Annotated in this window: 7 protein-coding genes; 3 read left to right on the top strand and 4 right to left on the bottom strand. The window is 60.6% G+C overall.

Features of this window, described 5'->3' with window-relative positions; translation table 11 throughout:
- Nucleotides 1-267: 267 nt before the first annotated feature.
- The 3 genes from RR842_RS10825 (at nt 268) to RR842_RS10815 (ending at nt 3,592) form a co-directional block, all read left to right on the top strand.
- Nucleotides 268-963, top strand: coding sequence for a DNA-3-methyladenine glycosylase 2 family protein (locus RR842_RS10825; protein WP_332522428.1), 696 nt, complete (start codon nt 268-270; stop codon nt 961-963).
- Nucleotides 964-1,516: 553 nt separating this feature from the next.
- The gene (locus tag RR842_RS10820) at nt 1,517-2,311 is read left to right on the top strand and encodes a ZIP family metal transporter (RefSeq protein ID WP_332513978.1); all 795 of its coding nucleotides are present in this window, start codon (nt 1,517-1,519) and stop codon (nt 2,309-2,311) included.
- 108 nt (nt 2,312-2,419) lie between these two features.
- The gene (locus RR842_RS10815; RefSeq protein WP_332513980.1) at nt 2,420-3,592 is read left to right on the top strand and encodes an iron-containing alcohol dehydrogenase; all 1,173 of its coding nucleotides are present in this window, start codon (nt 2,420-2,422) and stop codon (nt 3,590-3,592) included.
- Between the two features lie 42 nt (nt 3,593-3,634).
- Here RR842_RS10815 and RR842_RS10810 read toward each other — a convergent pair whose 3' ends face one another.
- From RR842_RS10810 to RR842_RS10795, 4 genes are all read right to left on the bottom strand, one after another.
- Nucleotides 3,635-4,336 (bottom strand): LrgB family protein, encoded by a 702-nt coding sequence (locus tag RR842_RS10810; RefSeq protein ID WP_332513982.1) that lies wholly within the window; start codon nt 4,334-4,336, stop codon nt 3,635-3,637.
- 5 nt (nt 4,337-4,341) lie between these two features.
- Nucleotides 4,342-4,860, bottom strand: coding sequence for a CidA/LrgA family protein (locus RR842_RS10805; protein WP_332729728.1), 519 nt, complete (start codon nt 4,858-4,860; stop codon nt 4,342-4,344).
- Nucleotides 4,861-5,093: 233 nt separating this feature from the next.
- Nucleotides 5,094-5,462, bottom strand: coding sequence for a phage holin family protein (locus RR842_RS10800; protein ID WP_332513986.1), 369 nt, complete (start codon nt 5,460-5,462; stop codon nt 5,094-5,096).
- A gap of 98 nt (nt 5,463-5,560) precedes the next feature.
- Complete coding sequence (locus tag RR842_RS10795) at nt 5,561-6,337, bottom strand: arginine deiminase-related protein (protein ID WP_332513987.1); 777 nt, start codon at nt 6,335-6,337, stop codon at nt 5,561-5,563.
- Between the last annotated feature and the right edge of the window lie 246 nt (nt 6,338-6,583).

The raw sequence follows: 6,583 nt of genomic DNA, 5'->3' as shown, positions 1-6,583 counted from the left end.
GCCACCATCGCGGCACGTTCCAGTGCGGCACCTGCCACGAATTGCGCGAGCGCTCGACCAAGTAGGGCACGGCGCCAGGCACAAAGGGGATGCTCGCTCTGCTGCAAGCTGCGCGAGCTCCCGTCAAGCAACGCCTTTTCTTCGAGCAGGGGCGGCGACTCCCTTGTCGCCCTTCGCTTTCGGGCCCGACCACCCTCCCCGGTCGGGCCTTTTTGCGGGAAAATAGGGGTGCGCTATACTGATGCGACCGACGAGAGGGAGGGTGCCATGGAGCAAGAGCCGCTGTATTTTGCCTACGACGATGAGGCGGTCTCCTACTTGAAAGCATGCGACCTTCGGCTTGCGGAGGCGATTGATGCTATCGGCCCGGTGCGGCGCGAAGTGACGCCCGACCTGTTCTCGTCGCTCGTGAACTGCATCGTGGGCCAGCAAATCGCCACCAAAGCGCAGGAAACCATCTGGAAGCGCATAACCGGGGCACTCGGCGAGATCACGCCCGAGGTGGTTGCAGCCTGCCCTGACGACGTGCTTCAGCAGTTCGGCTTGTCGTTTCGCAAGGTGTCCTATATCAAAGGCGCAGCCGATTGCGCGCTCTCCGGCGAGCTCGACCTGGATGCGCTGCCTAGCCTGCCTGACGACGAGGTGTGCCGCAGGCTCTCTGCGCTGCCGGGTATCGGCGTGTGGACGGCCGAGATGCTCATGACGTTCTCGATGCAACGTCCGGATATCATGAGCTTCGGCGACCTAGCTATCCTGCGAGGTTTGCGCATGCTGCATCACCATCGCCGTATCACGCCGCAGCTGTTCGCCAAATACAAACGTCGCTACTCTCCCTACGGCAGCCTTGCCAGCTTGTACCTGTGGGCTATCGCCGGAGGCGCCGTCCCCGGCATGCGCGACTACGCGCCCAAGAACCCGAAAAGCAAGAGATCGGCAAAAGCGTCGGCAAAGGGAAAGAACTAGCCGGTTGAGCGATGGGGCGTTTCGCCACTGAGGCTGAAGTTTCTTGGGCGTGTTTCCTGTCGATTGGCTGGTTGTTGATAGGTCGTCGACGATGGTAACGGTTTCATTGCTCAGGTGCACAAAAGCACCCAAAAGGGTTCTGTTTACTGGGGAAATGGCCTATAATTCGATTTGTCCGACAGTACTAGTACGACTCGCAATTAAAAACGAAAAAAGACTATCTTCGCCAAGTTGTCAGTCTCGTGATGTATTGCGACGCCACCTAAACGGTGGGCTTGTGGGTTCAAGGATACGCCAAGCGCACTGTCGGTATTCCTTTCGACGAGGCCGGGGTTTGCTCCCCGGTCTCGCTGTTTCTCGTCGTTTTTTGCCGGTCCCCGTCGCTCGCCGGTCCCCGTCGCTCCCCGTTTCTCGCCGGTCCCCGTTGCTCGAAAGGGCAGTACTGCAAGGAAGGTATCGGCACCTGGCAAGAAAAGGTTTACACTGCTTTTGAGCAAACTGCAAACTTGTCGCCGGGAACAGGAGGCGACAGAGACGATAGAGAAAGGCACGTATGCAAACTGCACTCCTATGGGCCGCTGCTGGCACCGGCTTCACCTTCTTGATGACCACCCTCGGCGCCGCCTCGGTGTTCTTGCTGCGCAAGCGCAACAGCATGGCGCTCCAGCGGGCGTTTTTGGGGTTTGCAGCGGGCGTCATGATTGCGGCGGCTGTATGGTCGCTGCTCATTCCCGCCATCGAGCGCGCCGAAGAGGCGGGCCAAGTAGGCTGGATTCCCGCGGCGGGTGGATTTGTGATCGGCGTGGTGTTCCTTCTGGTGTTGCACCAGATTCTGCCGCATTTGCATCCCGGCGAGGCGAAGGCCGAGGGGCTGCCCAGTACATGGAACCGCTCGACGCTGCTGTTTACCGCGGTGACGCTGCACAATATCCCCGAGGGTATGAGCGTGGGCCTGCTGTTTGCCATGGCCTCGCAGAACAACGGCGATCCGGCCTTGTTCGGCATGGCCGTTGCGCTGGCCATAGGCATCGGCATCCAGAACATTCCCGAGGGCGCTGCGGTGGCGCTACCCCTGATGCAGGAGGGTATGAGCGCGCCGAAGGCGTTCGCCATGGGTACGCTGTCGGGTTTGGCCGAGCCGGTATTCGGCATTCTGGTGGTGCTGTTCGCTTCTGCTATTTCCCCCTACATGCCTTGGATGCTGGCGTTCTCGGCCGGTGCCATGATGTACGTGGTGGTGGAGGAGCTTATCCCCGAAGCCCATTTGGGAGAACACTCGAACGTAGGCACCTTGGGCGTTATGGCGGGCTTTCTGGTTATGATGGTGCTGGATGTAGCGCTGGGATAGGGCGAGCGCTTTCTCGGAGGCCGTCGGCAAGGCCCTCTTCGCCTGCCTCTGAGAAAGCGTTTATACTGAGATCACTCAACGGAGCCAAGGTGAAAAGGACTCGATCGCATGGAAAACTTTGAATTCGTGTCGCCGACCCAGTTCGTATTCGGGCGTGGGGCTGAAGAGCAGGTGGGTGCGAAGCTGGCCCAGCGCGGTGCAGCTAAGGTGCTTGTTCACTTCGGCGGACAAAGTGCGGTGAAAAGCGGGCTTATCGATCGCGTGAAAGCATCGCTGGATGCGGCTGGCATCGAGCAGGTGGAACTGGGAGGGGTCCGTCCGAACCCTGAGATTGGTCTGGCACGCGAAGGCGTCGCGCTTTGCAAGGAGCACGGCATCGACTGGGTACTGGCCGTCGGCGGCGGGTCGGTTATCGACTCGGCGAAGGCTATCGCCGTAGGTGCTCGTTACGACGGCGACGTATGGGATTTCTTCGAGACGAAGCAGCAAACCGACGACGTGCTACCCATCGCCGTGGTGCTGACCATTCCGGCTGCGGGCAGTGAGGCGTCCAAGAACACGGTCGTGTCCAACGACGAGCTGGGCCTGAAGTCGGGTTACCCGAACGATGCGCAGCGCCCGAAGCTGGCATTCATGAACCCGGAGCTCACGTTCACTTTGCCGGAGTACCAGACGGCAGCCGGATTGACCGACATGTTCTGCCATCTGCTGGAGCGCTTCTTCGATGACGTGGGGGCCGTGCCGGTTACGGACAACCTGTGCCTGTCGCTTATGAAGACCGTGCGCGCCGAGGCGCCGCGCGTCATGGTGGAGCCCGAGAACTACGATGCTCGCGCGAACGTCATGTGGGCGGGCATGCTCTGTCATCAGGGACTTGCCGGTGTCGGCCGCCACGAGGACTGGGCGACCCATGGCTTGGAGCACGAGCTTTCAGCGCTGTATCCCGAGATCACGCATGGTGCCGGCCTTGCTGCCATGTTCCCTGCCTGGATGGAGTACGTGTACTCCCAGAATCCGGCACGTTTCGCCCACTACGGCCGCGAGGTGTTCGGCCTGGCGCCGACGGGAGATGCGGATGCCGACGCGCTGTCGGCCATCGACGAGACCCGTGGGTTCTTCGCATCGCTCGGCATGCCGGTAACGCTGGAGGAGCTGGATGTACATGAGGATGACATCGAGCGCATGATCCCTACGCTCAAAGAGAACAAGGGCGAGCCTTTCGGCAGCTTCATGAAGCTGACCATGGACGATGCTCGTGAGATCTACCGGATTGCGCTCTAATGTTCAGGAGGCCTACCGGCCAGCGCACCCTGTCGCCTCTCCCTACCAAATGCAGGTGGCTATCACGACTATCGCGGTAGTGAGCAGGCCCGACACGGCAATGGACACGCCGCTCATGGCCCCTTCGAGCTCGCCCATCTCGATAGCTTTCGTTGTGCCCACGGCGTGGCTGCACGTGCCGATAGCCACGCCGCGCGCCACGCGGTTGCGCACGCGGAACAGACGGCTCATCAGCGGTGCGCAGATGGCGCCCATAATGCCCGTGACGATGACGGCTGCCACGGTGATGGACGTGATACCGCCCAACTGCTCCGACACGGCGATGGCGATAGGCGTGGTCACCGATTTGGGCACGAACGACAGCGCAAGCGCATCGTCCAAGCCCAGCAACTTGCAAAGGGCGAAGGCGCTCGCCATGGATACCAACGATCCGACCAAGCATCCCGCGAAGATGGGCACGAAATGCTCTTTGAGCATCTGGCGTTGCCGGTATACCGAGTAGGCCAGTGCCACGGTTGCCGGTCCGAGCAGAAACGAAATGACCTGCACGCTCTGCTCGTACGACTCAAGCGGTATGCGCAGGGCGCACAGGGTGGCGATTATGCAGGCTACCGCTACAAGCAAAGGATTGAGCAGCGGCGACTTCACCTTCTCGTACAGCAGCACCGAGAGCTTGAATGCGGCAAACGAGGCCAGCGTGCCCGCCAGCGCCGTCAGCACGAACGCGGGAGAGATGTCGGGCATAGCCATCATGCCTCCTTGTCGGCAAGGGGGCAGCTGCCGGCCTCTGTTTCGTATGCTACGGCTTTGCCTCGCGCCATGAGGCGCGATACGAGCACGACCGTGTACGCTGTCGCTAGGAACACGAGTACGGTTGTGACAATGCAGACCAGCACGAACTTCAGCACATTGCCCTCGAGCAGCGCCATGCTGCCCATGATGGCCACGCTCGCGGGGATGAAGAACAGCGACATGTTGTCGATGAGGCAATCGCATGCGTCGCCGACGTGCTTGGCCTTCAACAGGCCGGTCCCCAGCAGGACCAAAAGCAGTACCATTCCCAGAATGTTGCCAGGCAAGGCGATGGGCAGCATGGTAGCGAGTGCGCAACCTGCGGCGTACACCGCAACGATCAGCGCAAGCTGTGCCAGCAGGCGCACGGCTCGCTTTCCGCTCTGCGCGGCTTTTCCTCCGCGCGACCGTTCGCGGCCTGCGTCTTTGGGTATGCGCCGCACGAAGGTTTCGTCGGCGCTTATCGGTTGCTGCATGGTGCTTGGTCCTCACGTGACAGGCGGATGCGAGGCGGGTGGGCGCCGCGTAGGGCGCGCAGCCGCCTCGCATCGAGGCGGATAGTGCGCTTGCTATTGTAGGGCGTGTCTTGCTGCGCGCCGTGGAGGCTTTCTGTTGTTACGCGAACGGCCCCTCGCCGCCTCCGATTACCTGAACCGGGGAGACAGGGGGCCGTTCGCGTAAGGGCGCTTCAGCAGAGGATTCCGAGTTTTTAATCCTTGCCCACGATAGAGTTCATGATGGCAGACACAATACTGATAACGATAGAGGCAACGAACGCGCTGCCGAAGGTGACGATGTCGATGCCCATCTGAAAGATGCCGTTGGCCATCCATGCGGCCAGGTAGAGCATCGCAGTATTCACCACCAGGTAGAAGATACCCAGCGTAATGAAGCTGATGGGCAGGCTGAGCAGCTGCATGATAGGCTTGATGCTAATGTTTATCAGCGACAAGATCAGGCCGAAGACGGCGATGACCACCCATGCCTCGTTGCCGCCGACCAAGTCGATGCCAGGCACGAGCCATACGGCCACGCCTACGGCGATAGCAGTGACCAGCCAGCGGAGGATGAAGTTCATACGAGCTCCTTTCAATCCGCAAAACTATAGCATCGCAGGAAGAAAGCCCGCGCCATCGGTCATGGAACCGTAACCTGCTTCCCTCGGGGCCCGCTAGATTAGAAGCGCAGGCTCAGGCAGCTCAGCCCTCCGTCAAGTTTGCGGTATTCAGACGTGTCCACCGTGATGGTTTTGTAGCCGGCGTCCTGCACGGCTGCAAGCACGGTGGGGTAGCCCTCTGGCACAATGACGGTGCCGTTTACCCAGATGCAGTTCGCGGCGTAGGCCTCGTTCTCGGGAATCTCAATGCGATGGTACTGCTCGAAGTCGGGCTTTGTTACAAACTCGCCGGATACTAGCATGTTGCCGTCTTCTAGGTAGTTCACGCCGGTCTTTAGGTGCAGCACGTACTCCAGCGGCACCTCGGAACCCTCGAGGCCCCAACCTTCAAGGATGGAAAAGAATTGGCGGATGCCCTCAGCGTTCGTGCGTGCGGAGCGGCCCACGTAGAAGTGGTCGCCCACCATCATAACGTCGCCGCCGTCAAGCGTGCCGGGGCTGACGATATGCGCGACGTGCTCGTCGTCGAAGAATGGGCGCACAGCCGGCTCGATCTCATCCTTTTCGCCGTTGCGGCTGTCGGCGCCCGGGTTGGTGATGATGGCACCTTTGCGGGTGATAACCGCAGGGTCCTCGACGAAGCAGGAATCGGGGAACTGCTCAAGTGCAGGCAATACGGTTACGTCCACGCCACATTCCTTGAGAGCGGCGATGTAGCTGTCATGCTGCTTGAGCGCCTTCTCGTAGTTGGGCTGGCCCAGCTCGGGAGCAGAGGTAATGCCCTCGACCAGAGAGCGGGCGGGACGGCGGACGATGACATGGGAAAACTTGGTCATAACGCGATCCTTTCGACAGAGATGAGCCTTGGAGGCTCCCTGCGTGCGGTGAAAGCATCGTATACTGAATATTGTATACAATCAAGGGAGAAGCAGGAAAAGAGCGGCGTGGCGACGGCGCAGCCCTGCTGCAGTAGGGCTGCAGCAGGGCAACGTAACGAAAGAATCGTGCAGCTATAGGGGGGCTGAACAACGGAGATGCCGCCGCCCTCCGAAAAAAGCCAGCGCAGGCGGCGCGGTAAAGCT

The organism is Gordonibacter sp., from assembly GCF_036667095.1.
GTDB lineage: Bacteria > Actinomycetota > Coriobacteriia > Coriobacteriales > Eggerthellaceae > Gordonibacter.
The sequence above is the reverse complement of the archived record's forward strand: the minus strand, read 5'-3'. Positions and strand labels throughout refer to the sequence as shown.

Bases quoted from the DNA above. Each gene is read 5' to 3' on its own strand.
- RR842_RS10825 (WP_332522428.1), top strand. From the start codon at position 268: ATGGAGCAAGAGCCGCTGTATTTTGCCTACGACGATGAGGCGGTCTCC.
- RR842_RS10820 (WP_332513978.1), top strand. From the start codon at position 1,517: ATGCAAACTGCACTCCTATGGGCCGCTGCTGGCACCGGCTTCACCTTC.
- RR842_RS10815 (WP_332513980.1), top strand. From the start codon at position 2,420: ATGGAAAACTTTGAATTCGTGTCGCCGACCCAGTTCGTATTCGGGCGT.
- RR842_RS10810 (WP_332513982.1), bottom strand. From the start codon at position 4,336: ATGCCCGACATCTCTCCCGCGTTCGTGCTGACGGCGCTGGCGGGCACG.
- RR842_RS10805 (WP_332729728.1), bottom strand. From the start codon at position 4,860: ATGCAGCAACCGATAAGCGCCGACGAAACCTTCGTGCGGCGCATACCC.
- RR842_RS10800 (WP_332513986.1), bottom strand. From the start codon at position 5,462: ATGAACTTCATCCTCCGCTGGCTGGTCACTGCTATCGCCGTAGGCGTG.
- RR842_RS10795 (WP_332513987.1), bottom strand. From the start codon at position 6,337: ATGACCAAGTTTTCCCATGTCATCGTCCGCCGTCCCGCCCGCTCTCTG.